Here is a 21,805-nt window from a genome sequence, read left to right on the forward strand (position 1 = left end):
GCAGAAGCAGCCTACTGCGGCCAGTACTGGGCGATCTTCTTCTTCAGGAACTCCACGCTGCGCGCTAGCTGCTCCATGCCATCCACACCGTCTTCGATGCTGATCCAGCCATTGAAGCCCTTGCTCTTCAGTTCGGTGAAGATCGCGTCATAGTCGTTGAGACCTTTGCCGATTTCGCCGTGGCGCAGGCGCTTGGCGTAGCCCATGGCGCCGCCTTCCTCCTTGCGCAGGTCTTCGATGGTTCCTTCCGCCAGATAACGGTCGCTGGCATGCATCGTCACCACGCGGTGCGAGACACGCTTCAGCAGCTCCACCGGATCTTCTCCCGCCAGGTAGGTGTTGGACGGGTCGTAGTTCACGCCAAAATTTGGATGGTTCACCGCATCCACCAGCTTGCAGAAAACATCCATCTTCTGTGCAAATTCGGGATACTCCCAGAAATCGTCCTTGTAGTGGTTCTCAATGATCAGCGTGATGCCGCGCTCCTGCGCATAGGGCAGGCAGGCGTAGATGGAATCGGCCGCCAGTTTGACGCCTTCATCAATCGACAGCTCCGGGCGGCGCTGCCCGCTGAGCACCCGGCAGTACGAGCCGCCGAGCGTGTGAGTCATGTCGATCCAGCGTTTCTGCTTGGCGATCTCCTTTTCGCGGAAGGCTGCATCCGGGTGCGTGAAATCGGGGGAGCAGCACATCATCGGGATCACCCGGCCTGTATCTTCCACTTCCTTCCGGAAACGCGGCCAGTTTTTTTCATCGGCCATTTCCAGGAACCCGGCATACCATTCCAGGCCCTGTACATCGAGCTTGGAGGCGAGTTGGATCCATTCGGAGACGGTCATGGTTCCTTCTTTGCAGAGGGCCTGCATGAAGGCTTTGGGGAAGGCGGCGAGCTTGGGCATGGTGGGGTGTTATTTGGAAGGGATGGTCGAGGCGTCTTTCGGCGGATTGCGGCCGATGAAGGGATGCTGCTCCAGATCAAAGACCTGGCCGCTGATTGGGCCGCACTCGTCGGCCAGCAGCCACGCGGCGCACGCGGCGATCTCATCGGGCCAGAGGATGCGTCCGGCAGGAGCATAAACCTTGGGCAGGTCGGCGTACCAGTCTTCGCGCAGGCCGTGCTCGCGTTTGCGCTTGGCTTCGTTTTCGGTCAGCACCCAGCCGGGATTGATCTGGTTCACGCGCACGCCGTTTTCACGCATCAGCGTGTCGCCCAGATTGCGGGTCAGCGTCATGAGGGCGCCTTTGCTCACGCTGTAAGGCATCAGGTTGGGTTCGCCGCTGTAGGCGTTCACGCTGCCGATGTTGATGATGCTGCCATGCGTTGCGCTCAGATGCGGCAATGCAGCACGGATGATCAGATAGGGCACCACGCAGTTGATCTCCAGCATGCGGCGGAACCACGCGCCATCCGTGGTCTGGATGTTGCCCGTGCCCACCTGCGCGGCGTTGTTCACCACGGCATCCAGTTTACCAAAGGCCTTCACGGCGGCATCCACCAGCAGCTGCGGGGCCGCCTCGTCCGCCAAGTCCTTGATCACGAGTGTGGCATTTTCCGCACCGAGCTCCACGACGGTCTGCTCTCCCAGATCCTGCTCCAGACCGTGGATGATGACTTTGGCTCCTTCGGCGACGCAGCGTTTGGCGATGGCTTTGCCGATGCCGGTGACACTGCCGGTGACGATGATGACTTTGTTTTGAAGACGGGACATGTTGTTTTTAGGAATCAGTAAAAGGGCCGGCATTCTGCCGGGTGAGGGCCTCACGCACACGCTGACCATTCAGCGAGGCCACGGCGGTTTTCTCGGTCAAACTCATGGCGGCCGCACATCCTGCGGCCTCCCCCAGCGCCATGGCAGTTACGGTCACGCGGGTGGAGGCATGCGCACCACGTGTGGCGCTATGGCAGCGGCCTGCCACGAGCAGATTTTCAATCTTTTGCGGCACCAGCGAGCGGTAGGGGATGTCATAGGGCCCGGGCTGCACCTTCTCCGGATTGAAGTCGTTCGCGCTGCCCACCACAGTTTTGTTCGGGTGCAGATCCAGATACCAGCAGCCGGTGGCGATGGCGTCGTCAAACCGGCGGCCCTGCATGACTTCCTTCTCATTCAGCACATGCTGGCCGATCAGGCGGCGCGACTCGCGCACGCCGATCCACGGATACGCTTCGAGGAAATACGAGTCTGCAAAGGCGGGAATGTCCCGTTTCCACGCACGATGCATGGCCAGTGCATCAGCCCGGCCTTGCATTTCGGCACGGCTCAGGTCGGCGGCATCGGTTGGGTTGGCTGGCACGCGCACGCCGTGGATGTAGATCTCATCATTGGCATACATGAACATCACACCCGGGCCGTAGAAATGCGGCAGTTCACCCAGCTCCTGCGCCTTCACCAGTGCGGCGCGGCAAAGTTTGCCAATGTCCGGCACCTTCTGCACTTTGCCGATACGGAAATGCAAGGTCAGAGGCTGCACCTCGGCGCTCTGCTCAGTCGGCGCACCCGACCAGGCCGCCACATCAGCGTCGCCGGTGCAGTCGATCACCACCTTGGGCTTGATTCGCACCAGCCCATCCTTGTTGGCGATCACCACGGAGGTGATGCGGCCGTTGGAGGACTCGGCATCGCAGGCAAAGGAATTGAACAGCACAGTCAGCTTGTCGCCGCAGGCCTGCAGTTCGCGGTCCAGCAGCACCTTGAATTCAAAAGTGTTCGGAATCGTTGGGTTGTGCGGCTTGATCTCTTCTGCATCCGCCTTGCACACGCCCGTCTTGGCCAGCAGTTCCAAAGCGATGCCACGCACGACCACACGGTGCGTCTTGATGTCTGCAATGCCGTCAAAATAGGGCAGCCCCACGCTGGTGATGATGCCTCCCGCAAAGGGGGCCTTTTCCACCAGCAGCGTCTTCGCGCCATTGCGTGCCGCACTGAGCGCCGCCGCCGTGCCTGCGCAGCCTCCGCCGCACACCAGCACATCCGTCTCGATCTCCCGCATCGGCGCCTTGGTGTTCGCTTGCTGTGCAGACGCCATCGGTGCCACCGCCGCGACGGCAGATGCTTTCACGAAGGCACGTCGTGTGCTTTGGTCATTGCTGGTTGGGCTGGGGTTCATGACTCTGATCATTAACGGAATTTCATCAGTCAGTTCCACGACAAAGTCTGTGTGAAATGCGTCAGTGATTTTAAGCTTGGGCAAATCCCGGGCTTCGCATATCATTTTTCCATGAAAATCATCCGTAAAGGCCATGGTTTTACATTGATTGAGCTGCTCGTTGTCATCGGCCTCATTGTCCTTCTTGTGGCGCTGGTGGTCGGCAACTGGAATCCAGGTTCCTCCAAACGGCAGGTGACGCAAAGCACAAAGGAGATGATCGAGTCTGCTCTGGAGCGCTATCATGAGCACTACGGTGAATATCCAGAGCCTGCAAACTCCGAAGAGACAGCCGAGATCATGCCTGGAAAGGTGTATCGCATCGGTGCTGCCAAATGCCTCTATCAGGCGCTTCGGGGCGATGGTTCCGATGCCATCAAAGGTGTTCAATCTCCCGGCAATAATAATAACTCTCGTTCGGATGGCCAGGTCAGCACGGACGAAATCAAACATGCCATGATCCCGGACATGCCGGAGGGTATGTGGCGCAAAGTGGGTGACAGCTACATCCTTGTCGATGCCTTCGGGCGTCCCTTTCAATACGTCAAGGCCGACGCCGAAAAGAAAAACACCATCAATGCCACTTACGATCTATGGTCTTACGCTGAGGACATGAAAAACATCATGGCCATAAGCAAAGACACCGAGGCCAATGCAAGCCTCGGTGCCAAATGGATCAAAAACTGGTGAGCCTGAATCGGCCGCTGACTATTTCGCCACTCCCTTGATGCTGAAGTCGTCGTAAATCACGTCCACGCGGTTGGTGGTGAGGCTCACCACCGTTTTGTGATCATGCGCGACGCCCGGGGACTGGAAGGTGCTGACAACCTTGCCGTCAATGCTGGTTTCCACCACGTCGCCATGGGTGCGCACGGTCAGCGTGTGCCACTCCTTGAGAGACACCGTGGTGGGTGTCGACTTTGTCCACTTCTGCATGTTGGCCTTGTCCTCGGCGGTCAGCGTCGGCGGCACCGCCTTCTTGCGTGTGTAGATGTCGTTGCTGAAAGTGCCGGTCTTGGCATCGGCCACCACGACTGCCTTTGGATTCACTGAGATACTGCAAATGTGCCCCGCGTGGGAGCCTTTGTAGTCCTTGTCATCCAGCCAGATGTTGAAGCCCTTGGCCTGATCGCTGACCAGTTGGAACTTCACAGACACCTCCAGATCGGTCTCCGGAGCGATGCGGATCACATCCACCGCAGCATGATCCGACTCTGGTGCGGTGATGCCCACCAGCACGCCGCCCTTCACCACGCTGGAGCTCTTGTAGTGGCCCCAGGCCTTGCCGAAACCGTCGGTGGCGAAGTCGTCTGAGAAAATGACACGGGGATAATCAACGGCAAACGCGGCCGTGGAGAGCAGGGCGAGGCAAAGAAGCGATTTCATGGTTGGTGTGGAATGAGAGAGAAAAGTACGGCAGGCCGCCTCCCATCACACAAGCTATTTCACGAACTTCTTCACAAAGTCCAAAACTGAGCGCGTGAAGGTCCATTCACCGGTTTCAGGCAGGCACTTGGAAGGCGCACTCACCCAGCTTTCGATCACCATCTGGTCCGGCCTGCCATCCACGGCGGCATAGTCATAGCCCTGCTGCATGATGGAGGTGTACCACGTGCTGTCATCTGCCAGCCCACGCTTCAGCATGCCGGGGTAGCCGGAGGCCCAGTAGATCAGAGAAAAGGGCAGCTTCTTCTGGCGGCAGTAGAGTTCAAGCTGCCGTACCCCCTTCCAGGAGCCCTTTTGCTGCACGTTAAAGCGCAGCCAGTCCACATCCAGGCGGTAAAAGTCCAGTCCGCGCACCTTCTTTTCCGCCAGCTGCTGCTGCAGTCCTTCGATCCACTTCTTGTGCTCTTCGACGCTGGCAGACGGGTAGGCCTCGATGTCGCCAATCAGCACATCCGGGAAATGCTTTCGCACCAGCGCGATGTAGTTGGCGGTCTCCTTCATCGCATACTCATCGCTTTCGTGGATCTGCTCGCGGGCGCAGACCAGCGGCTCGTCCATGGCGATGGCGTAGAGATTCGCCCCCAGGCTTTGCAGACGCTCCCAGTTCTTGCGCTCGGCATTGAAGCACGCTTCGCCGGTCCTGCCCCAGGGCTTTACCGCTCCGACCTCCATCGCCAGCCGCAGCTTCCACTCCTTCATCATGCCGAACCACTTGCGCAGTTCGTCATCGCTGAAGTGGCGCTGCAGATTCAGGTCCGTGATGAACAGCACATCAATATGCGCTCTCGTTTCCTTCCATGCGTCCGGTTGCTCAAAAAGCTGCCGGAAGGCCAGGCACTTGTCCTGCCCCGGCGGACTGATCCACACCGAGGGCTCGGGAGTCTGTGCCTGAGCTGAGGCCATGCAGCCACAGACGGACAGCGCTGCCGCTGCCAGGAGTCGAAAGCTCATGAGATGAAAAGTGTGGGGATTACACCGGGCGCAGCACACTCTTCACGACCTCGCCCTTGTGCATCTTCTCAAAGGCCTCGTGCCATTCGGTCACGGGCCAGACGCCGCCGATGATGGGCTTCACGTCAAACTGGCCGCTGCTGAGCAGGGCGATGACGCGTTCCCAGATGGGCCAGTTGTGGCTGAAGCTGCCCTGGAGGGTGATGTTTTTCTGCACCAGCGGGTCGAGGTTGAAGCCCAAAGGCTGAGGGCCCCAGCCCACCTTGCTAATCCATCCGGCAGGGCGCACGATGTCGAGCGCGATTTTCAGGGTGATGCTCGCACCTGCGGCATCGATGACTCCATCGCAACCCAGGCCGTCGCGGGCGGTGGCCCAGGGCTTGGCATCGCCGATGATGACCTCGCAGCCGTACTGCTTGGCGATTTCCAGACGGTGTGCATCCTGCGGCAGGCCGACGATGGCCACCTGTGCACCGCAGAGGCGTGCCATGGCAGCGCAGAGAATGCCGATGGTGCCTGGTCCGAGAACGACCACGCGGTCGCCGGGTTCGATACGGGCGTTTTTCACCACGGCGCTGTAGGCCACGCAGCAGGGCTCGGTGAGGCAGGCCTGCTCAAAGGGAAGCTGGTCCGGCACATGGTGCAGGATGCGGCTCGGCACGCGCACATACTTCGTCATGGCGCCATTCACGCCGTAGCCAAAGCCCTTGCGGGTCGGGTCCAGATTGTAGAGCCCGCGCTTCGTCATCGGGTTGTTCGGGCTGATGATGGCGGCGGTTTCGGAGACGACGCGGTCGCCCACTTTCCAGCCTTCCACATCCTTGCCAATTTCGACGATGCGTCCGCCAAACTCATGGCCAAGCACGACGGGGTAGTTCACCGGCCAGGAGTGGTCGGCGGTCCACTGGTGGAGGTCGGAGCCGCAGACGCCCACATTGGCCACTTCGAGGAGCACGTCCTCGCTGCCGATGGTTGGCGTTTCGATTTCACGGACTTCGACGGAGCCTTTTTCAGGCGCGTAATTGACGACGGCGGCGGATTTCATGGGGTTGGAAAGAGGTGGAATTAGAAAGCAGGAACGTCCTGAGCATGCACGGCCTCGCAAATCATGCGCAGGGAGGCTTCAAGATTGCCATCCGCCGTTTTGAAAGCGTCGGCGTCGATGGTGAGCGGAGCGCCGAGCACCACCAGCGGAGCGCCATACTTCGGGCATTGGATGGCCTGCTCCAGGCTGAGGCCGCCCACGGCCTGCACGGGCACTTTGACGGCGTTCACCACCTCGCGCAGCTGGTCCAGCGGGCTGGGCATGCGCTTTCCAGCGGCGGCGATGCCGCGGCGCTCGTCGTAGCCGATGTGGTGAATCACATAATCGCAGCCCAGATCCTCCAGCCACTTGGCTCCGGCGACCATGTCTTCAGAGATCATGTTGTCTCCCATGACCTTGCAGCCAAAGTCCTTGCCGGCTTTGACCACGCATTTGACGGTTTCAGCATGCGCGCGGGCCATGACCACGACGTGGGTGGCACCAGCCTTGGCCATCATCTCGGCCTCCAGGTAACCGCCATCCATCGTCTTCAGGTCGGCCACGATCGGGGTGTTTGGGAAAGCCTTGCGCAGGGCGCGGACACCGTGCAGACCTTCGGCGAGGATCAGCGGCGTGCCGGCCTCCAGCCAGTCGACACCAGCACGCATGGCCAAGGCGGCGGTTTCGAGCGCTTCGTCGATGTTCGTCAGGTCGAGGGAGATTTGAACGATGGGTTTCATGGGCGGTTGTGAGTGCAGATTAATGCAGAACCGTGCATCTGCGTCACGACAAAGATTATTCGAAATGCGACAGGCGGTCTTGGCCGGGGGATCTGCCGAATTTGCGCCGGTAACAGCGGATGAAATAGTTGGCATCACGGAAGCCGCAGGCATGGGCGATCTCGGTGATGTTGAGCTGCGGGTCCTTCAGCAGGGGCCGGGAGCGTTCCAGCCGCGCCTGCAGCAGAAAATCGAGAAACGACTGACCACTAAACTCCCGGAACAGCCGGGACACGTGGTTGGGATGCAGATGGAGGAATCTGGCGACATCCTGCCTGCCGATGGGGTGATGGAGGTTCTCCTGTAAAAACCGGCAGGCCGCCAGCCAGGTGAAGCGCGCCTTTCCAGCAGCCGAGGCAGGCGGCTCGGGCAGCTCGGCCATCTCAGCGGCCATGATGAGCAGCAGCTCCACGAGGCGGCGCGCGGCCAGGTCCTCGGGTGGTGAGTGGCGGCGGTTTTGCAGGGCCTGGAGAAAGTGCCGCCCATCCTCATCCAGCGCCCGTGAGGCATGATGAGCCTGCAGAAACCGGTGCCCCGCAGGGCCTTTTTTGGCCAGCAGAAAACGCGTCATTTCCGGCGTGAAGACGAAACCGATGGCAAGATAGCGCGCCGATGCGTGGGGCTCCATCAGCGCCTGCGGCGCGGCCACGATGGCGTCCCCGCGCTGGAGCGTGATGATTTCCTGCTTCTGCTGCCGCAAGACGATGTAGCGCCCGGTGCCAGCGAGGCAGATGGAGAAGCGCGGGCTATCATGCACAGGCAGACCGCCGCGCAGGGCTGGAGTGCCGGACTCCAGGGCCAAGTGCACGCGCCGGGGCCAGCCGCGCCTGAGCAGGCGGCGGATCCATGTGGGCCATGGGCCGGCAGGGGCGTGGGCGTCGGGCATGTTTCGTTTGTGCTATCTTTGTTAACAACTTGGGCTGGGAAGCTGGGGGCGGAAGCCGCAGACTGCAACGCGTACTCGCCGCCCTGGAACCAACCATTCTTTCTCTGTCATGAAGCCCGCGCCTGCTGATTTTTCCCGCCGTCATTTTCTACGCGCTGCACTCGCAGGTCCGGCCGTGCTGCCTGCGGCCACATGGGTGTCTGCTGCTGAGGGACTAGTCGATGCCGGGGCATTTGATGAGCCCAGCCGGACTGTGCCGCTGATAAACGACGCGGATGTCATCGTCTGCGGTGCCGGGCCTGCGGGTGTGGCGGCGGCAGTTGCCGCGGCGCGGTCAGGCGCGCGGGTGCGTTTGTTTGAAACGAACGGCTGCCTGGGCGGCGTGTGGACGGCGGGCCTGCTGACCTGGATCTTTGATTTCGACAAGCCGGGCTTCACCCGGGAGATCCGGCGGCTGCTCGATGAGCGGGGGGCACGTCGGGGCACGGATGCGGGGCGCTTTGTCTATGAGCCGGATGAAATGAAGCTGCTGCTGGAGGATCTGTGCAGCGAAGCGGGTGTCAAATTCCGCCTGCACACGCGTCTGGTGGCAGCTTATCGCGAGGGAAGGCAGCTTACTACCGTCATCACCGAATCACGCTCGGGCCGGGAGGCGTGGCGGGCTCCGGTGTTTATCGACACCACGGGCGATGGCGTTCTCGGAGCCTTGGCGGGTTGCAGCTGGGATCTGGGGAAAATGGCGCAGGACGACAAGTCGGCAGAGTGCGCCTGCCAGCCTCTGACCATGAACGCGCTGGCGGTGGTGCGGGATGTGACGCAGATGGGGAAATACATCTCGTTTTATCAGGGCGACCTCAAATGGCACGTGGAGGCAACAGCCAACTTCAAAGCGGAAATCCAGCGCGCCGGTGTGGATCCCTCCTACGGCATGCCGACCATTTTCCATGTGCGCGACAACATCGTGCTGCTGATGCTGAACCATGAATACGGCATTCGCCCGGATGACGCCGACGCCATGACCACCGCCACGGTGCGTGCGCGCAGGGAGGTCTTCACCATCACCCGCGCGCTGCGAAAGCTGGGCGGGGTCTGGGACGGCCTGCAGGTGGTGGCCACGGCGGAGCAGATAGGCGTGCGGGATGGAAGGCGGATCCATGGCCGCTATGTGGTGACGAAGGAGGATCTGACCCAGGCCGCGCGGCACCCCGATGCCGTGGCGCGCGTGACCTTTGGCGTGGACATTCATGCGAAGAGCAAGGCGGACAATGACAAGCTGACCATTGAACGTGGAGGCGTGCAAAAATTCACGCCGTATGACATTCCGCTGCGTGCGCTGATCGCCAAGGATGTGGACGGCCTCATGATGGCAGGACGCTGCATCAGCGGTGATTTTGTGGCCCATGCGAGCTACCGCGTGACGGGCAATGCTGTGGCAATGGGGGAGGCTGCCGGTGTGACTGCGGCACTGGCCGCACTGAACAAGCGCCAGCCTCATGAAGTGGCCTGGGAGGACTGCCGCACGATGCTGGAAAAGATCGCACGCTGAGGCCGCAGGCCTGTTGCATGCGGGCTGCGTCACGCCATCCTGCTTTGCGTGACAACCCCAAGGCGATCCGACTCACCCTTGAGACCCCGCGAGCGTCCCAAGCGCTCTGCGGCGGAAATCGTGCGCTGGAGGAGGCAACGGGCCGCATGGATGGCCGCGCTGGAGCCAACACTGCTGTTTCAGCGTCTTTTTGACCACATCCCGGGCGTGTACTTCTTTGCCAAAAACAAGGCCGGGCATCTGATGTTTGCCAGCGAGGGGCTGATGCAGCGCTACCAGATGCCGGACGATTCCGAGATCATCGGGCGCACGGACTTTGACCTGAACCCGGACACCATGGCGCAGGCTTATGTGGATGACGACAAGCGCCTCCTGGCCGGCAAGGCGGAGGTGATCGAGCGGGTGGAGTTGTGGTGGGACTCGCAAGGCATCCCGGACTGGTTTCTGGTGACAAAGCTGCCGCTTTTTGACCGCAGGCGGAAAATTCAGGGCGTGATGGGAACGCTGAGGCGTCCGGATGAAGCCGAGCGCAGGCTGCCGGTATTCCAAACCGTGGCGCAGGCGGTGGAAATCATCCGCCATGACTACGCCAAGCCGCTGCTGATTGAAGATGTGGCCAAATCCTGCGGGCAGTCGCTGCGCCAGCTGCAGCGGCGGTTTCAGAGTGCGTTTGGCATCACGCCGCAGGAGTTTCTGATCAAGACACGGGTGCTGGCCGCGGTGCAGCTGCTGGAGCGGACGACGATGACGGCCAGCGAGATCGCGCAGCAGTGCGGGTTTGTAGATGCCAGCAGCTTCACCCAGCACTTCCGCAAACGCATGGGCGAGTCGCCAGCGGCGTATCGGCGTGCACGAAGATGAAACTCAGTGCAGCTCGTCGCACAATGCCAGCGCCTTGAGGGCCTGGGCGGTGGCTATGTAGGTGATGTAGTGGTAGTTGCCCCGGTAGAGCGAGTGCATCCACCAGCGGCCGGAGACACGCTGCTCCTGCTTGAGCCAGGCGATGGCGCGCTGGATGCGCTCATCGCTGGCGGGGATGTTGTTTTGACGCATCAGGACGACGGCAAAGGCAGTCATGTAGGCGTCGCTCTCCGGTTTGGCGGCGTCTGGAAGGTTGCTGACGAGCTTCACCACAGTGTCGCTCATCTTGAAATGCCAGTCGCTGAGCGCGGACATGTCGCGCAGTGACCAGCCGCCATCGGCGTGCTGTTTGGACGAAAGCAGGGCCAGGGCGGAATCTCGCTGCGCCTGCGGAACGACATCTGGCATGTAGTGTGCCAGTTGAAGACGCAGGATGCGGTCGTAGTCGTTCTTCGGCTCGGCAGTGCGCAGCCATGCCTTCATTTTCTCGATGCGGGCGAGCAGTTCCGCATCCTTCAGGCTGGATAGCCAGCCGGGCGCGGCGGTCACGGCACGGGCAGCCTGGAGGGTGAGCTCGAAGTCGGTGGTGATGTGGGGGATTTCGACCTCGCCATAGCTGACGAAGGAGCCATCGGCAGACTGGCGCATGAGCATCTCGTGCAAGGAGCGCTTGGTGTGTGCGGAGAGTTTGCCGGTGACATGCCTGTCCCATTCGGCGAGGCCGAGGGAGCGCCAGATGCTGGTCCAGGAGCCGCCGTAGTATTTGATGCCATCTTTTTCCGTTTCTTTCTGCGGCTTGACCTCAGCGGGCACGGTTTTGACAAAGTCTGCCAGCACTTCCTCCAGAGGCTGGCCGAGCTGTCGGGAGAGGGCGGGGCGCTCGCTGAGGTAGGGGCCGGTGGTGTGGCAGTTGACGCAGGTCTTTTCACGCACCCAGCAGATGGCCCCGTCATCGAGGTATTTGGCGGCGGCCTTGATGGTGTCGGGACCGAATGCCTTCACGCGGGGCTCGTCTGCTGTGGGAATGCTGACCTGGATGCCTTCGGTCTTGTATTGAAACTCGGGCTTGGGTTTTGGGTCAGCGGCGACAACCATGGAGGTGGCCAGCAGGAGGAAAAGGGCGTGCTTCATGCACGAGCCTGTACGCTGCGACTTTCTGCAATTAATCGTCCGAGGGGAATTGAATCGTCTTCATACAGCCAGCGGTGGAACGCGGTGGCAATCTGCGGCCATTCGTGGTCGAGCATGGCAAACCAGGCGGTGTCGCGGTTTTCGCCCTTGATGATCATGTGCTGGCGGAAGATTCCTTCAAAGGTGAAACCGAGGCGCAGGGCGGCGGCGCGGCTGGGGGCATTGCGTGCATCGCATTTCCATTCCATGCGGCGGTAGCCGAACTGCTCAAAGCAGTAACGCAGCAGCAGGTAGCAGGATTCGGTGTTGGTCTTGGTGCGCTGTGCTGCTGGTGAATACCAAATGTTTCCCAGCTCTGCCACGCCGTGCTCTGCGCGAATGCTCATGAGCGAGATGCTGCCCAGTGGCTGACGGGTGCCTGTGGCGCGCACGGTGAAGGCGATGACATTGGGCGTGGCCTGCCATTCACGGAGAAAGGCGGCGTGTTCTTCAGCGCAGGCAAAGGGGCCGCGGGGCAGGTAGCGCCAGAGCGTGGGTGTGGCTGCTGCGTCTGCATGCGATATGGTGTAGAGTTCTGCCAAGTCCGCAGCGACATCAAGCGGTGTGAGGGTGACAAAGCGGCCTTCGAAAATCTGGGGGGCGGGCTGAGGTTTCATGTCAGTTTTCTGGCTGAACAATGACGTCTGTTTTGATGGAATTGGCAATGAAGCACTGCTCATGGGCAAGATGATGCAGGTGCGAGACTTCAGTTGCAGAAGGCTGCTTTTCGCCGCCCCAGATGATTTTAGGGCGCAGGGTGATGCGGCTGATCCAGATCACGCCGCGCTCATTTTGCGTCATGATGCCTTCTGCTGCGTCATCGTAGCTTTCAGGGAGGAAACCGGCGTCGCAGGCGACGTGGAGGAACCAGAGCATGTGGCAGCTGGAGACGGAGGCGACGAACAACTCCTCGGGGTCGATACCCGCGGAATTGGACCATGGGGCGGGCACGATGTGCGGGGAAGGGGAGCCTGGCATGACAGCGCCGCCGTCGAAATGGAGCGCATGTTCGCGCGAATAACGGCGGCTGAGGAAATCGGGGCCCTGGTTTTTCCAGCGGATGGTGGCGGTGTGGGTGGACATCAGAGGCTATCCTTCATCATCTGGGCGGTTTCGCGATCGGTCTGATCGGTGCTTTTTTCGAGCATGGCGATGACAGACTGTGCATCTTTTGGTCGGTTTTGGCTGAGCTTGAACTTGCCTTCGAGGCGGGTGATTTCGATTTCGATGCCGACGATGCCTTTCATGAGGGCGTCGCGGAATTCGGGTGGGAGTTCGCCATTCCAGCGGTTGGGGCGGCCAGATTCGTAGAGTTCGACGAGGTCGTGCAGCATCTGGGCGAAGCGGTCATGCTGCGTGACGATGCGTGGAATGCCATAGGCATGCACGGCGGTGTAGTTCCAGGTGGGGACGGCGGGCTGGGTGGCATACCAGGCCGGGGAAATGTAGGCGTGGGGGCCGGTGAAGATGACGAGGACTTCGGAGTTGGTGAAATGCGACAACTGGGGGTTGGCGCGGGCCATGTGGGAGAGGAGAATTCCGTGCCCGCCTTGTGTCGGATTCAGCAAAAACGGCAGGTGTGTGGCCTGCGGGACGCCGCCCTCCTGTGAAACGAGGGTGGCGAAGCTGTGGCGCTGGATGAATGCGTGGAGCGTGCCGAGGTCGTCGATCTGGAAGTGGGCGGGGGTGTACATGGGGCCTACTTTTTCTTTTCTGGCAGCGCGGGGATGGCGGTGATGTCGATGGTGGCGTTTTCACCCCGGAGGGTGTTGCTGATAAAGATTTTTGCGCGGACCATGACGTCGGGATGGCTGACGGAGCCGTGGCCACCGTCGGTGATGGGGATGAGCAGGGAGGGGACGCCAGCTTGTTTCAGGGCGGCATGAATGGCTTCGGCGTGGAGGAAGGCGACGCGTTTGTCGGCGGTGCCGTGGAAGGTGATGAAGGGAGGATCGTCGTCGGTGACGTAGGTGACTGGAGAGGCGGCGACTGCTACCTCATGCTTTTCCTCATAGGTGCCGCCGAGGAGACCGGAGACGGCGTCGTCTTTGACGACGGGCTTATTGTCTTTGTCGAACATGAGGGCCTGGGTGAAGTCTTCGGGGCCACAGAGGTTGATGACACATTGGACGCGGCTGCTGAAGGTGGTGCTGGGGCCGAGGTCGCCTTCGAGTTCTTTGACATCGCCACTGGTGCCGATGAGGGAAGAGAGATGACCGCCGGCGGAACTGCCCATGACGGCGATCTTGTCAGGATCGAGATTGAACTCCTTGGCATGGGCGCGGATCCAGCGGATGGCAGCCTTGCAGTCGTAGATCTGGGCGGGCCAGTGGGCTTCCTTGGTGAGGCGGTAGCCGACGGCGACGGCGGCGTAGTCACCGGTGCGGGCGAACTGGATGGCAGCGGCGGCGTAACCGAGGCGGTCGCCGTTGACCCACCCGCCGCCGTGGATGAGGGCGACGACGGGGAGGGGCTTGTCGGTGTTGCGTTTTTTAGGGAGGTAGAGATCGACCTTCTGCTTGGGGTTGTCATTGGCGGCGTAAGGCTGGTCGAGGTGGAGTTCGACCTGATTTTTCTCTGCGGTGTTTTGGACGTTGTGCTTTTGGGCGGAGAGGTCCTGGGTCCATGCGGATGATGTCGCGAGGAGGACGAGCGGAAGAAGGTGTTTCATAGCGTGCAGAGTACGGGGTGGGTGCGTCAGAAGCAACTCCCATGAACCTGCCCCCCTTGGTACTCGACAAATCTGTGCCCCGTGATGTTGTTGACGTGCTCGACAGAATTGTTTCTCATCAAGAAGTTCGGCAACTCCTTCCATTCTTCGCCTTATGTTCACTCGAAACAGCTTGTTTTCGATCCTTGTCTTCCTCATTTGCAGTTGCTCCAAATCAAATACGACGTCGGTCCCGGCATCAGCAGACAAACCAGAAGTCACCACGCAGTCCAAGACTGAGCTCAAGGCCGCTCCGGTGCCTGCAGCCGCCAATGCTCCCATTACCGTTAGTTTCATTGCAATGGTGAAAGTGGAAGGAGCAAAGCTACCGAAAGTCGGAATCGTCAACCAGACCCAAAAAGGCATCAACGGGATTGAGTTCGAGTATCAGTGCTTCGATCAAGCAGGCAAAGACATTACAGGAGATCTTCACAAGTGGGGCATGACAGGCGCGGAACCACCGGCCGATCCCTTGCTCGCTCCCGAGGCCAAGGACGATGCAGTTGTTGGTTTGGATGATGCGTGGATTCCCGATGGAACAGTTCGCATCACGACAACCCCCATCTGGGTGAAGTTCGCGGACGGCACCGAATGGCACAAAGGCTGATCAGTTGACATCCCCGGTTCCATCCTAGCGCTGGCGCACCGAACGCTGAAACCCATTCACACTGGCCGAACAAAACAGATGCAAGCAGGGGGCTCGTATGGCACTCGTCATGTGATCGACGGTGGACTGTGACTCCAGCGGTGACCTTCGGGCTGCCTTCTGCAAGCTATGCCGCTCCAGCCCCACCCGCCGTCGCCTGAGCCGAACGTCAGGTCATCATGAAGCACGCCCCCCCATGAACGAAGACAACGACCAAGGGCATTCTCTTTCGTATTGGCGGCTTTCCTACCGCCAAAAATTCATCCGCACGCTTTGGACTTCTGTGTTCCTGCTTCTGCTCATTGTCATTGATCCTCCAGATGGCACAGTCTGGTCGCTGAGCATCTATGGGGTTCTCTTGCTCGCTGTCATTGTGCAGGCGGTTTATACTTTTTATCGCTGGCAGCGAGATGAACGCCACAAGGCCTAACCCGGCCAGCAGTCGCCGCTCAGCTTTTCTCCGTCCGCTCCACTCAACATGATCACCATGACCCACGAAGTCTATTGCACTGGGACCTGCCATTACCGGCGTCTTCCCGTATTGATCACGGGGATGGCGTTGTTCGCGTTCTGCTCGTTCTTTCTTGTCCGCCTTTTCCCGCAGTGGGTCGCCGTCTGGCATGATCCCAGGAAGCTCTTATTTGGCCTCTTACCCATGGGCTTCTTGAGTTTCTTCGCTTTTCTCGGCGCCATGCTGACTCGATACTATCTGACCGACTTTCGCGTGGAGTTGCGGATCGATTCACAGGGAGTGCATTATGGCCGTCGCTTCTATCCATGGGCAGAGATTGGTTCGCTGTCTGGCCGGGGGTATCGCGGGAGGCTACAACTGCTTCTGCACCGGAGAGGGCGTCTGGTAGTCGATCGCCACCTTCTGACTGACCTAGGACTGACGGAGGATGAGTATTCACATCTCATGGAGCGACTCGATGAGAACATAGGGGGCCTATATCCACACCTGAGAATCGGATGAGCCTGGAAGCGTGTCATGAACACGGGGTTGAGGGCCAGTGTTTAGTGTCCTGTCATGGACAGTTCCTTGCAACAATCAATCGCAGCCGTGCACACGAACGGGCCTGCGGCTGCCAAAGGCGGTAAGGGAGCGAGGTTGCCTTCAAGTTCTTTGACGTTGCAACTGGTGCCGATGAGGGAGGAGAGATGGCCGCCAGGGGATGATGTCAGTGCTTGAGGCGCTTGAGGACGAATTCCTCCAGTGTGTTGATGGCGGGATTGTCGGCGCGGTGTTTGAGGAGGGAGACGTGGGTGTCGGCGAGTTTTGGCAGGAGTGAGGCATCGACGGCCTGAAGCTCCGGGGGGATCATGGTGTGGGGCATGACGCTGATGCCCATGCCTGCTTTGACGGCGGCGACGGTGCCTGCGTAGCTGGGGCTGGAAAACACGAGACGCCAGGGGCGGCCGGCTTTTTCGAGGGCCTTGATGGCTGAAGCGCGATAGACGCAAGGATGCGGAGACAGGACGAGGGGGACGGGTTTTTTGCGGTTGATGAGAATGGGGTCTCCGACCCATTTGAGAGGCTCTGACCAGACATCGAGGCCGTTGGGGAAGTCTTCGGGCCGGTTCATTTTTACCAGCACGAGATCGAACTTCTTCTTTTTGAAGCGATCGAAGAGGTTGAGGGTGAGATCGCACTCGATGTTGAGAAGGATGCGGGGGTGGATGCGAGAGAAGTCGGCGAGCACCTCGGAGAGGTACACGCTGGCGAAGTTTTCCGGCAGGCCGAAGCGCACCTCGCCCTCGAGCTCGGGAGTGGTGAAGCGGTCGAGGGCCTCGCGATGGAGGGCGAAGATCTGCCGGGCGTAGCCGAGGAAGATTTCGCCCTCAGGTGTGAGGCCGAACTGCCTGCCTTTGACGAAGAGAGGCTTTCCGAGGAGGGAGACGAGCTTGGTCATCTGCTGGCTGATAGCCGACTGGGTTCTGCCGACGCGCTCGGCGGCCCGGGTGAAGCTGCCGGTTTCAGCGACGGCGATGAAGCATTGGAGGGTGATGGTGTCGAAGATCATTAGAATAGCTAATGTGATGTATAAGAATAATGATCTTTTCTTATATTATCAAGGCTAATATGTGTCCGGTGTAAGCCAAGAAAAACTAATACACACACATGAACATGACGCACGAACAAGCTGAAGCCCTGCTGTATCCGGACCCCCTGGCCGCCATCATGGTGGCGCTGGTGGTATTCATCGGTGTGTGTGTCGGCAGCTTTGCCGGCCGCTACCTGAAGGGGGACACGAGATACCGCGCCTTCTTCATCCAGCTAGGCCTGCTGGTGGCGACCCTGGCGGTGATGGTAAGCGCAAACCACCTGGTGGTGCTGCTGGCGGCCTGGATGGTGAGCAACCTGCTGCTGGTGCGGCTGATGGTGCATAAGACATGCTGGAGGGCGGCGCGGGCCTCGGGAGTGCTGGCGGCCAAGAACTATACGCTCGGCGCAGTATGCATGGCGGCCGCCTTTTGGCTGCTCTACCAGGCGAGCGGAGAAACGAGCATCCAGGCGCTGCTGCACAAGCCGAATGAGTCGAGTCTCATCATTCCTGCACTGGTGCTGCTGCTGGTGGCTGCGATGACGCAGTCGGCCATCTGGCCCTTTCACCGGTGGCTGACGAGTTCGCTGAACTCTCCGACGCCCGTCTCGGCGATCATGCACGCGGGGCTGGTGAACGGGGGCGGGTTTCTGCTGGCGAGGTTTGCGCCGCTCTACCTGAAGCACAGCGGGCTGCTGAGCGTGATCTTTGTGGCTGGAATCATCACCGCGCTGGCGGGGACGCTGTGGAAGCTGATGCAAAGCGATGTGAAGCGGATGCTGGCCTGCTCGACGATGGGGCAGATGGGGTTCATGCTGGCGCAGTGCGGGCTGGGGCTGTTCCCTGCTGCGGTGGCACACCTGGTGTGGCATGGGATGTTCAAAGCCTACCTCTTCCTGGCGAGCGGTGGCGCGGCGCAGGAGAAAAGGCTGGACCCCAACTACCCGCCGAAGTTGCTCAGCCTGATCTGCGCGCTGATCTGCGGTGTGGTGGGCAGCCTGGGATTTGGCTACGCGAGCGGCAAGTCCTGGAGCGCCGGAGACTCGACGCTGGTGCTGATGGTGGCGGCCTTTCTGGCGGCGAGCCAGTTTGCGCTGCCGATGGTGAGGCAGCAGCCGCTGAAGGGCCTGCCGCTGGCACTGGCGGCGGCGATCTGCGCCGGGCTGGCCTACGGAGGAAGTGTGCACCTGATTGTGGCGCAGATGGAAACGATGGAGCTGATGCAGCCGCAGCCGCTGAACGGGCTGCACATCGCCGGATGCGTGGTGCTGGCAGCGGCCTGGCTGACGATGCTGATGGTGCCACGAGGCAAGACGGACAGCCAAGTCCATGAATGGGCGATGAAATATTATGTCACAGCACTAAATGCCAGCCAGCCACACCCAAGCACCGTGACGACGCACCGCAACCACTACCAGTATCAACCAACGATCCAAGGAGCCTAAACCCCTGAACCCACTCAAAGCTGACATGAAAACTGCCACAAAACCACCCCACCCCGCCGAACTGACGAAAGAAGCGTTTGGCAAAATAGCGCCCTTCTGGCCGCTGAAAAACCTGATCGCGGTGAACCCGCTGCAAGGTCTGGAGGACAGGCCGATCGAAGAGGCGCTGAAAGCGGGAGCCGCGAGCTTTCAGCAAGCAGACCTGCCAGAGGAGATGCTGGCGGTGAACCGCGAGACGATCAAATGGCTGCAGGCCTTCTTTGACCAGGGGCAGGCGACGATTGCCATGCCGCTGCGGAGCCAGGGGCTGTATGCGGCCTGGAAACAGCTGGCGGTGCATGACAGCAAGCTGCATGGCCACAACAAGGACAAGCAGGCAAGGCTGAAGGCTCTGCCCGAGAGCGCGGAAGAGGCGGCGGCGGACTGCCTGAACAGGCTGGGCATCGAGGATGACGAACTGGCGACCTTTGCGACCCTGATGCTGACGACGCTGCCGGGCTGGGCGGCCTATGTGAAATACCGCACCGAATGGGCGGGGCTGGAGGCGGACCATGCGCACCCGGTGACACAGACGGACTATCTGGCGATGCGGCTGGTCATCACCAGCCTGCTGTGGCCGGAAGCCCAAGGACTGCTGCAATGGCATGCCAAAGCGCTGAAAAAGGCGGAGAAGGCAGAGAGCCCGCTGGTGAAGATGCAGGCGGCGGAGAAGGGATACCGCAAGCCGCTGCTGGACAAGCTGGCGGCGCAACCGATCAAGCCGGCGCATGCGCCCAAGGCGCAGATGGTGTTCTGCATCGACGTGCGCTCCGAGCCTTTCCGGAGGGCGCTGGAGTCCACCGGGGACTACCAGACGCTGGGGTTTGCCGGATTCTTCGGCGTGCCGGTGAAGATCACGGATGCGGTGACCGGTGACACCCATGCCTCGTGCCCGGTGCTGCTGACGCCGAAGCATGAGGTGGTGGAGTCTCCCTGCTGCTGCGGGCATGAAGAACTGCATGCGCAGCGCCAGGGCCATGAGAGACTGAGCGGATTCAAGCGGCTGTATCAGTCTGTGAAATACACCTTTACCACGCCCTTTGCGCTGGTGGAGGCGATGGGGATGGCGAGCGGCGTGTGGATGGGGCTGAGGAGCCTGGCACCGCAGGCGGCGACGAAGCTCAGGACGGCCGCGTCCGGGATGATCCGGAAGCCAGCGGAAGTGGAGCCCTCTCTGGACAGCATCTCAACGGCGGAGCAGTGCGCGTATGCGGAAGGGGCGCTGCGGACGATGGGGCTGACGCGCCACTTTGCGCCGGTGGTGGTCTTCTGCGGGCATGGGAGCACGACGCAGAACAACGCGTATGCCACGGCGCTGGACTGCGGCGCCTGCGGCGGGCGGCATGGGGCGAGCAACGCGCGGATCCTGGCGGGGATCATGAACCGCGCCGAGGTGCGGAGCCATCTGGCGAAGCAGGGGATCGAGATTCCGGAGGGGACGCGCTTTTATGCGGCCGAGCACAACACGACGACGGATGAAGTGACCCTCTTCTGCGACGCCAATGATGCTGCGATCCAGAAGCTGCGGGAGGATCTGGAAAAGGCGCGGCAGATCAACAGTGCTGAGAGGCTGAAGCAGATGAATGTGAAGAATGGCAACGCGCACCATGCCTGGCTGCGGGCGCAGGACTGGGCGCAGGTGCGGCCTGAATGGGGGCTGGCGAGAAACGCCGCCTTCATCGTGGCACCGCGTGACATCACCGCCGGGGTGAACCTGGAGGGGCGGTGCTTTCTGCACTCCTACGACTACACGCAGGACAGCGAGGGGCGGGCGCTGACGGTGATCCTGACGGCACCGATGGTGGTGGCCGAGTGGATCAACACGCAATACCTCTTCTCGACGCTGGACAACGTGGCATATGGCGGGGGCAGCAAGATCACCAAAAACATCACGGGGAAAATGGGGATCATGCAGGGGAACGCGAGCGACCTGATGACGGGGCTGCCGCTGCAGTCAGTGCACCTTAGCGACGAGGAGGCCTACCATGAGCCGCAAAGGCTGATGGCGGTGGTGTATGCGCCGCGCGCGATGCTGGACAGCATCATCCAGGCGCAGGCGGTGCTGCAGAAGCTGTTTGGCAACGGGTGGGTGCAGCTGGCCTGCATCGAGCCGGATGACCGCACAACCTACTATCTCAACCGGGACCTGACATGGAAACCCGCCCTTTGAAACTGTGCCGGGTGTATGAGGGGAGCTGCATCGTGCTGAGCACGAAGCATGCGAAGTCCGGTGCGCTCTCCGCGCCCTTCTGGAACACCCTAAAGGCGAGCATGATCGAATGTCCGGTGGACACCGATCTGCTGGGCAGCTTTCCGAGCACGGGCTCACGCGCGGGAAACGCGATCGAGTGTGCCCGGCGCAAGTGCCAGATGTCGTTGCGGCGACTGGGAGAGAAGGTGAAATTTGTGCTGGCGAGCGAGGGGAGCTTTGGGCCGCATCCATTTCTCGCAGGGAGAGCCAGCGATTTTGAGGTGCTGTATTTCATCGACCGGCAGCATGGGTTTCAACTGCATCTGTCTTGCCTGAGTGCGAAAACGAATTTTTCCATGAGGGCTGTGGGTTCGATGGAGGAACTGAGGGAGTTTGCGGCCAAGGCGCTGTTTCCGGCGCATGGTCTGATCCTGCGTCCGAATCGGAGCGTGGATTCAAACCTAGTGTTCAAGGGGGTGGATTCAGCGGGGGCGCTGGAGCCGGCGTTCAGGGAGTGTGTGAAACATTCCGCCGACCGGATGGCCTGGGTGGAGACGGACATGCGTGCGATTTTCAACCCCACGCGGATGGAGGTGATTGCGGAGCTGGGGTGCAAGCTGGCGGAGCGGCTGGCCGTGCTGTGCCCGAAATGCCGCACGCCTGGCTGGGGAAGAGTGCAGCTGCTGCCGGAAATGGACGGTGGTGAGTGTGCGGGTGGCGTGGAGGTGGGGAGCGCAGAAGTGCACGGATGTGCGAAGTGCGGCCATGAGGAGAGGATGGGCACCGGAGGCCTTGTGGAGGGGCGAGCGAGGATTTGGTGAGCGGACGGGGCGGCTGTGGCGGTGGTGCGATGAAGACGCTGCTGGAGGGCACGGAGCGTGAAGAAGGCACTGGTTTTGCTTTCCCCGATGTTTCGTGAGGGAAC

At 60.8% G+C, this 21,805-nt stretch carries 23 protein-coding genes; 9 read left to right on the forward strand and 14 right to left on the reverse strand.

The window, feature by feature from the left end; all coding sequences use genetic code 11:
* Positions 1-11 precede the first annotated feature (11 nt).
* Genes ACFQDI_RS06000 through ACFQDI_RS06010 form a run of 3 tightly spaced genes read right to left on the reverse strand, consistent with a single transcriptional unit; the run spans position 12 to position 3,105 of the window.
* Positions 12-899 carry a sugar phosphate isomerase/epimerase family protein gene (locus tag ACFQDI_RS06000; RefSeq protein ID WP_377164453.1) on the reverse strand — a complete coding sequence of 296 codons (888 nt, stop codon included), beginning with the start codon at positions 897-899 and terminating at the stop codon, positions 12-14.
* A gap of 9 nt (positions 900-908) precedes the next feature.
* The gene (locus ACFQDI_RS06005; RefSeq protein WP_377164455.1) at positions 909-1,709 is read right to left on the reverse strand and encodes an SDR family NAD(P)-dependent oxidoreductase; all 801 of its coding nucleotides are present in this window, start codon (positions 1,707-1,709) and stop codon (positions 909-911) included.
* Positions 1,710-1,716: 7 nt separating this feature from the next.
* Positions 1,717-3,105 carry an FAD-dependent oxidoreductase gene (locus ACFQDI_RS06010; RefSeq protein ID WP_377164457.1) on the reverse strand — a complete coding sequence of 463 codons (1,389 nt, stop codon included), beginning with the start codon at positions 3,103-3,105 and terminating at the stop codon, positions 1,717-1,719.
* Between the two features lie 111 nt (positions 3,106-3,216).
* On the opposite strand from ACFQDI_RS06010, the gene ACFQDI_RS06015 reads away from it, so the two are divergent.
* On the forward strand, positions 3,217-3,834 hold the full coding sequence (locus tag ACFQDI_RS06015) for a type II secretion system protein (RefSeq protein ID WP_377164460.1): 618 nt from the start codon (positions 3,217-3,219) through the stop codon (positions 3,832-3,834).
* Between the two features lie 18 nt (positions 3,835-3,852).
* Here the strand turns inward: ACFQDI_RS06015 and ACFQDI_RS06020 are convergent, their stop codons facing one another.
* From ACFQDI_RS06020 to ACFQDI_RS06040, 5 genes are read right to left on the reverse strand one after another with little or no spacing between them, the layout of a single operon-like run.
* A complete protein-coding gene (locus ACFQDI_RS06020; RefSeq protein ID WP_377164462.1) occupies positions 3,853-4,530 on the reverse strand; it encodes a hypothetical protein in 678 nt (225 codons plus the stop codon).
* A gap of 54 nt (positions 4,531-4,584) precedes the next feature.
* Positions 4,585-5,541, reverse strand: a complete 957-nt coding sequence (locus tag ACFQDI_RS06025; protein ID WP_377164465.1) for a hypothetical protein — start codon at positions 5,539-5,541, stop codon at positions 4,585-4,587.
* 19 nt (positions 5,542-5,560) lie between these two features.
* A complete protein-coding gene (locus tag ACFQDI_RS06030; RefSeq protein WP_377164467.1) occupies positions 5,561-6,586 on the reverse strand; it encodes a zinc-binding dehydrogenase in 1,026 nt (341 codons plus the stop codon).
* 20 nt (positions 6,587-6,606) lie between these two features.
* Positions 6,607-7,305 carry an orotidine 5'-phosphate decarboxylase / HUMPS family protein gene (locus tag ACFQDI_RS06035; RefSeq protein WP_184339340.1) on the reverse strand — a complete coding sequence of 233 codons (699 nt, stop codon included), beginning with the start codon at positions 7,303-7,305 and terminating at the stop codon, positions 6,607-6,609.
* A 55-nt stretch (positions 7,306-7,360) separates the two neighbouring features.
* Positions 7,361-8,230, reverse strand: coding sequence for a helix-turn-helix transcriptional regulator (locus ACFQDI_RS06040; protein WP_377164469.1), 870 nt, complete (start codon positions 8,228-8,230; stop codon positions 7,361-7,363).
* 109 nt (positions 8,231-8,339) lie between these two features.
* On the opposite strand from ACFQDI_RS06040, the gene ACFQDI_RS06045 reads away from it, so the two are divergent.
* Entirely contained in the window at positions 8,340-9,776 is a 1,437-nt protein-coding gene (locus ACFQDI_RS06045) for an FAD-dependent oxidoreductase (RefSeq protein ID WP_377164471.1), read from the forward strand.
* A gap of 78 nt (positions 9,777-9,854) precedes the next feature.
* A complete protein-coding gene (locus ACFQDI_RS06050) occupies positions 9,855-10,637 on the forward strand; it encodes an AraC family transcriptional regulator (RefSeq protein ID WP_246437989.1) in 783 nt (260 codons plus the stop codon).
* A 3-nt stretch (positions 10,638-10,640) separates the two neighbouring features.
* Here ACFQDI_RS06050 and ACFQDI_RS06055 read toward each other — a convergent pair whose 3' ends face one another.
* Genes ACFQDI_RS06055 through ACFQDI_RS06075 form a run of 5 tightly spaced genes read right to left on the reverse strand, consistent with a single transcriptional unit; the run spans position 10,641 to position 14,478 of the window.
* On the reverse strand, positions 10,641-11,768 hold the full coding sequence (locus ACFQDI_RS06055; RefSeq protein ID WP_377164474.1) for a prenyltransferase/squalene oxidase repeat-containing protein: 1,128 nt from the start codon (positions 11,766-11,768) through the stop codon (positions 10,641-10,643).
* Positions 11,765-12,424 carry a GNAT family N-acetyltransferase gene (locus ACFQDI_RS06060; protein WP_377164476.1) on the reverse strand — a complete coding sequence of 220 codons (660 nt, stop codon included), beginning with the start codon at positions 12,422-12,424 and terminating at the stop codon, positions 11,765-11,767. The genes ACFQDI_RS06055 and ACFQDI_RS06060 overlap by 4 nt, the downstream gene beginning before the upstream one ends.
* A gap of 1 nt (position 12,425) precedes the next feature.
* Entirely contained in the window at positions 12,426-12,890 is a 465-nt protein-coding gene (locus tag ACFQDI_RS06065; protein ID WP_377164478.1) for an OsmC family protein, read from the reverse strand.
* Positions 12,890-13,501, reverse strand: a complete 612-nt coding sequence (locus ACFQDI_RS06070) for an FMN-binding negative transcriptional regulator (protein ID WP_377164480.1) — start codon at positions 13,499-13,501, stop codon at positions 12,890-12,892. The genes ACFQDI_RS06065 and ACFQDI_RS06070 overlap by 1 nt, the downstream gene beginning before the upstream one ends.
* A gap of 5 nt (positions 13,502-13,506) precedes the next feature.
* On the reverse strand, positions 13,507-14,478 hold the full coding sequence (locus ACFQDI_RS06075; RefSeq protein WP_377164482.1) for an alpha/beta hydrolase fold domain-containing protein: 972 nt from the start codon (positions 14,476-14,478) through the stop codon (positions 13,507-13,509).
* Positions 14,479-14,632: 154 nt separating this feature from the next.
* On the opposite strand from ACFQDI_RS06075, the gene ACFQDI_RS06080 reads away from it, so the two are divergent.
* The 3 genes from ACFQDI_RS06080 (at position 14,633) to ACFQDI_RS06090 (ending at position 16,136) form a co-directional block, all read left to right on the forward strand.
* Complete coding sequence (locus ACFQDI_RS06080) at positions 14,633-15,124, forward strand: hypothetical protein (RefSeq protein ID WP_377164484.1); 492 nt, start codon at positions 14,633-14,635, stop codon at positions 15,122-15,124.
* Positions 15,125-15,359: 235 nt separating this feature from the next.
* Positions 15,360-15,593: a hypothetical protein gene (locus ACFQDI_RS06085; protein WP_377164486.1), complete on the forward strand. Its 234-nt coding sequence runs from the start codon at positions 15,360-15,362 to the stop codon at positions 15,591-15,593.
* Positions 15,594-15,650: 57 nt separating this feature from the next.
* Entirely contained in the window at positions 15,651-16,136 is a 486-nt protein-coding gene (locus tag ACFQDI_RS06090; RefSeq protein ID WP_377164488.1) for a hypothetical protein, read from the forward strand.
* Positions 16,137-16,341: 205 nt separating this feature from the next.
* Here the strand turns inward: ACFQDI_RS06090 and ACFQDI_RS06095 are convergent, their stop codons facing one another.
* The gene (locus ACFQDI_RS06095; RefSeq protein ID WP_377164490.1) at positions 16,342-17,184 is read right to left on the reverse strand and encodes a LysR substrate-binding domain-containing protein; all 843 of its coding nucleotides are present in this window, start codon (positions 17,182-17,184) and stop codon (positions 16,342-16,344) included.
* A 104-nt stretch (positions 17,185-17,288) separates the two neighbouring features.
* Between ACFQDI_RS06095 and ACFQDI_RS06100 the strand changes: the two genes are divergently transcribed.
* Genes ACFQDI_RS06100 through ACFQDI_RS06110 form a run of 3 tightly spaced genes read left to right on the forward strand, consistent with a single transcriptional unit; the run spans position 17,289 to position 21,701 of the window.
* The gene (locus ACFQDI_RS06100; protein WP_377164492.1) at positions 17,289-18,650 is read left to right on the forward strand and encodes a proton-conducting transporter transmembrane domain-containing protein; all 1,362 of its coding nucleotides are present in this window, start codon (positions 17,289-17,291) and stop codon (positions 18,648-18,650) included.
* A 25-nt stretch (positions 18,651-18,675) separates the two neighbouring features.
* Positions 18,676-20,859, forward strand: a complete 2,184-nt coding sequence (locus tag ACFQDI_RS06105) for a DUF2309 domain-containing protein (protein ID WP_377164494.1) — start codon at positions 18,676-18,678, stop codon at positions 20,857-20,859.
* Positions 20,841-21,701: a DUF6671 family protein gene (locus ACFQDI_RS06110; RefSeq protein ID WP_377164496.1), complete on the forward strand. Its 861-nt coding sequence runs from the start codon at positions 20,841-20,843 to the stop codon at positions 21,699-21,701. Before ACFQDI_RS06105 ends, ACFQDI_RS06110 begins: the two co-directional genes overlap by 19 nt.
* Positions 21,702-21,805: the final 104 nt, after the last annotated feature.

The organism is Prosthecobacter fluviatilis (genome assembly GCF_042655725.1).
GTDB lineage: Bacteria > Verrucomicrobiota > Verrucomicrobiia > Verrucomicrobiales > Verrucomicrobiaceae > Prosthecobacter > Prosthecobacter fluviatilis.

Coding starts and splice junctions, on each gene's coding strand:
- ACFQDI_RS06000 (WP_377164453.1), bottom strand. CDS start 899: ATGCCCAAGCTCGCCGCCTTCCCCAAAGCCTTCATGCAGGCCCTCTGC.
- ACFQDI_RS06005 (WP_377164455.1), bottom strand. CDS start 1,709: ATGTCCCGTCTTCAAAACAAAGTCATCATCGTCACCGGCAGTGTCACC.
- ACFQDI_RS06010 (WP_377164457.1), bottom strand. CDS start 3,105: ATGAACCCCAGCCCAACCAGCAATGACCAAAGCACACGACGTGCCTTC.
- ACFQDI_RS06015 (WP_377164460.1), top strand. CDS start 3,217: ATGAAAATCATCCGTAAAGGCCATGGTTTTACATTGATTGAGCTGCTC.
- ACFQDI_RS06020 (WP_377164462.1), bottom strand. CDS start 4,530: ATGAAATCGCTTCTTTGCCTCGCCCTGCTCTCCACGGCCGCGTTTGCC.
- ACFQDI_RS06025 (WP_377164465.1), bottom strand. CDS start 5,541: ATGAGCTTTCGACTCCTGGCAGCGGCAGCGCTGTCCGTCTGTGGCTGC.
- ACFQDI_RS06030 (WP_377164467.1), bottom strand. CDS start 6,586: ATGAAATCCGCCGCCGTCGTCAATTACGCGCCTGAAAAAGGCTCCGTC.
- ACFQDI_RS06035 (WP_184339340.1), bottom strand. CDS start 7,305: ATGAAACCCATCGTTCAAATCTCCCTCGACCTGACGAACATCGACGAA.
- ACFQDI_RS06040 (WP_377164469.1), bottom strand. CDS start 8,230: ATGCCCGACGCCCACGCCCCTGCCGGCCCATGGCCCACATGGATCCGC.
- ACFQDI_RS06045 (WP_377164471.1), top strand. CDS start 8,340: ATGAAGCCCGCGCCTGCTGATTTTTCCCGCCGTCATTTTCTACGCGCT.
- ACFQDI_RS06055 (WP_377164474.1), bottom strand. CDS start 11,768: ATGAAGCACGCCCTTTTCCTCCTGCTGGCCACCTCCATGGTTGTCGCC.
- ACFQDI_RS06060 (WP_377164476.1), bottom strand. CDS start 12,424: ATGAAACCTCAGCCCGCCCCCCAGATTTTCGAAGGCCGCTTTGTCACC.
- ACFQDI_RS06065 (WP_377164478.1), bottom strand. CDS start 12,890: ATGTCCACCCACACCGCCACCATCCGCTGGAAAAACCAGGGCCCCGAT.
- ACFQDI_RS06070 (WP_377164480.1), bottom strand. CDS start 13,501: ATGTACACCCCCGCCCACTTCCAGATCGACGACCTCGGCACGCTCCAC.
- ACFQDI_RS06075 (WP_377164482.1), bottom strand. CDS start 14,478: ATGAAACACCTTCTTCCGCTCGTCCTCCTCGCGACATCATCCGCATGG.
- ACFQDI_RS06080 (WP_377164484.1), top strand. CDS start 14,633: ATGTTCACTCGAAACAGCTTGTTTTCGATCCTTGTCTTCCTCATTTGC.
- ACFQDI_RS06085 (WP_377164486.1), top strand. CDS start 15,360: ATGAACGAAGACAACGACCAAGGGCATTCTCTTTCGTATTGGCGGCTT.
- ACFQDI_RS06090 (WP_377164488.1), top strand. CDS start 15,651: ATGACCCACGAAGTCTATTGCACTGGGACCTGCCATTACCGGCGTCTT.
- ACFQDI_RS06095 (WP_377164490.1), bottom strand. CDS start 17,184: ATGATCTTCGACACCATCACCCTCCAATGCTTCATCGCCGTCGCTGAA.
- ACFQDI_RS06100 (WP_377164492.1), top strand. CDS start 17,289: ATGACGCACGAACAAGCTGAAGCCCTGCTGTATCCGGACCCCCTGGCC.
- ACFQDI_RS06105 (WP_377164494.1), top strand. CDS start 18,676: ATGAAAACTGCCACAAAACCACCCCACCCCGCCGAACTGACGAAAGAA.
- ACFQDI_RS06110 (WP_377164496.1), top strand. CDS start 20,841: ATGGAAACCCGCCCTTTGAAACTGTGCCGGGTGTATGAGGGGAGCTGC.